Genomic DNA, 2,324 nt, shown 5'->3' on the forward strand with positions numbered 1-2,324 from the left:
ACCCATGGCAAGTTGCCTTTATCGCGGACTACACGCTTTCCAAGCGGACTGATGTCTACCTGACCACGGCATATTCAAAGAATGCGGGTCTGGGACTGGATTCCCCGATGATTGGCTTTGCTAACAGCCTTTCCCTTGGCAATAGCTACACGCTAGCCAGCGGTCAAAGCAATATGCTCGGTGTCGCCGCGGGTATTCGCCACAAGTTCTAAAGACAGTCCAACGGTATGTGACAAGGGCTTACTTGCGCAGTGGTGCGGGCAGTCCTGCGGAATGCTCGCGTGCATGCGCTTCTCTCACATGCTCTTTGTGCTGCCTCCGCGGCACTATTTTTGGTGCGCCCGGCGGGGCGCACTTGCTTGAGGGGCACTGTCACGTTACCAAAGCGGTTACGCAAGATGGTGGGAGAATGCGGGAAGAAAATGGAGGCTTCTGTGACTGGAAAAATGCGAAAAGGCTAAGTAACTTTCGTAGGCGCGGCGCCGATGGAGTTCGTAGAGACGGATCTGGAAGGCGAAGCCGCTACCTCCATTGACTCGTCAACCGAAGAGATGCGTGCGGTCGCAGCTGCCGTTAACAAAATATTCGCATCTTAGAGATATTGCTCCAAGTTTCACTTCCTGGCCAAGCAGCTGGAGAATGCGAGCGGTGGTCTTCTTGTCCGGGTGGGCCTGCACGCGGAAGTTGACGAATACGGTGCCGCCTTCCTGGAAGTCGAAAGAGAGCTTGTTGACCTTGGCCTCGTTGAGCACGTTGTCGTCGCCGTGCTTCTCGTTGCGGGTGTTGATGTGGTTGATCCGAACCATTTCGGTGTCGAGCGGTGGTGGCGGTTTGGGATTTGGGCAGCGCGCGCGGACATGACCTCGTCCGGGTAGGCCTCGACGCCCTCGATGCGCATGGCGTCCTTCTGGGCCTTGGCCAGCTGGTTGAGCGCGGATTGGTTGACCTCCAGCAGGTGCTGGTGCTCGGGGTGCGCGGCCACGAAGCGGATCAGCGCCATCTTGTCGGTGCAGCGCGCTTTCCAGTTCTTGCGGGTGGACAGGCCTGACACCTTCGGCGCGGCCGATGGGATGGGCAACCGATGGGCAACCGCCCGGCCGACGTGGTGACGGTCTTCGAGGCGCAGCAAGGGCAGGGCCACGCCGATCGCGCCGGTGGCCTGGGCTACCTGACCGAGCTGGCTCACCGCACGCCCAGCGCCGCGAATATCGCCCGCTACGCCGAGATCGTCCGCGACCGCGCACTGCTGCGCGAGCTGCTGGCCGAGTTCTGCGATTCGGTCGACGCGCGCGCCCGCGGCTCCGGCGAGATGGCGATTCCCACCGGGCTCAATTCCCTGGATACGGCGCTCAACGGCGGGCTGCGCCAAGGCAATCTGGTCATCGTGGCCGGCCGCCCGTCGATGGGCAAGACCGCGCTGACGACCGACATCGGGCTGAACATGAGCGCAACGTCATCTGGGCGCGGTATGCCTACCAGCTCGAGCGCGCCGCTGGTGTGCGCGGCTTGGCCGGGTACTACCAGAGCCTGATTGGCGTGGGAAACGACATGGCCTTGCTGGCGCTGGTCTGGCGCAGGTACGCCGGGCGGGAGAGGGCGGATCAGGATTTCTCGTTCCGGCAGATCGCGGCCGAGTGCGGCGGGAGCAAGAGCACGTACGAGCGGGCGAATAAGGTACTGGTCGCCCACCTGGCCGCGTTGGAGAAGCGGGCGGACGAGACGCTGACCACCAGTTTCCGTGCCCACGGCGTGATCGAGGGCGATTCCTTACAAGCAGCTTGAGTTTCTGGGACAGTAGGCCTAATATCTGCCCACACTCGCAGCAGTTGTCCCCAGAGCCCGCCTTGAGCGGGCTTTCGCGTCTCCGGCCTACGGAAAGGAGTCGAGATGACGAAAGGAAGGGCGTACCGCCGCGCGCAAGTYGCACGGCTGAAGGTGTATCGGCGCAACTACCTCTGCGGGCTGCGCAACGAACGAGAGATCGGCCGCGCCGTGTGGACGCCGACGCTGTGCAGCTGCTGGATGTGTGGCAACCCGCGCCGGCATATGGGTGAGCGGACCGTCCAAGAGCGCCGGTTTATGCAGGCGCGTGTGGAAGAAGAATGACGCAAGCCCGCATGGTTCGCCCAGCGGGCTTTTTGGCATTCTGGGGATGGTGACCAAGAGGCGCGGGGCTGTAGCGGCAGTTCTGGAGGCGCGCTGAAAGTCGAAAGGCAAACGGACAGGCGATATCGCTAGCCGAGAGAGGTCCGGTTCGGGTTCGAATCCCGCCTTGGTCACCATCCTCAGCATAACCATAGGCCCACCCGGTGTGTCAGCTTAAG

5 protein-coding genes and 1 pseudogene are annotated in these 2,324 nt (G+C 62.2%); 5 read left to right on the top strand and 1 reads right to left on the bottom strand.

The features are described from left to right. A pseudogene (locus tag AC1DKD_RS40725) lies at window positions 1-212 on the top strand (porin); the annotation flags it as partial. A 327-nt stretch (window positions 213-539) separates the two neighbouring features. On the opposite strand, the gene AC1DKD_RS40730 reads toward AC1DKD_RS40725, so the two are convergent. Next, on the bottom strand, window positions 540-806 hold the full coding sequence (locus AC1DKD_RS40730; protein ID WP_441634478.1) for a hypothetical protein: 267 nt from the start codon (window positions 804-806) through the stop codon (window positions 540-542). Between the two features lie 17 nt (window positions 807-823). Here AC1DKD_RS40730 and AC1DKD_RS40735 point away from each other — a divergent pair, with 17 nt between their 5' ends. From AC1DKD_RS40735 to AC1DKD_RS40750, 4 genes are all read left to right on the top strand, one after another. Then, on the top strand, window positions 824-1,048 hold the full coding sequence (locus AC1DKD_RS40735) for a hypothetical protein (protein WP_477144694.1): 225 nt from the start codon (window positions 824-826) through the stop codon (window positions 1,046-1,048). A 33-nt stretch (window positions 1,049-1,081) separates the two neighbouring features. Next, window positions 1,082-1,531, top strand: coding sequence for a DnaB-like helicase C-terminal domain-containing protein (locus AC1DKD_RS40740; RefSeq protein ID WP_441634474.1), 450 nt, complete (start codon window positions 1,082-1,084; stop codon window positions 1,529-1,531). Window positions 1,532-1,548: 17 nt separating this feature from the next. Next, window positions 1,549-1,782, top strand: a complete 234-nt coding sequence (locus AC1DKD_RS40745) for a hypothetical protein (RefSeq protein ID WP_441634472.1) — start codon at window positions 1,549-1,551, stop codon at window positions 1,780-1,782. A gap of 105 nt (window positions 1,783-1,887) precedes the next feature. Further along, on the top strand, window positions 1,888-2,106 hold the full coding sequence (locus tag AC1DKD_RS40750; RefSeq protein WP_441634470.1) for a hypothetical protein: 219 nt from the start codon (window positions 1,888-1,890) through the stop codon (window positions 2,104-2,106). Window positions 2,107-2,324: the final 218 nt, after the last annotated feature.

The organism is Cupriavidus sp. 05T313, from assembly GCF_056396665.1.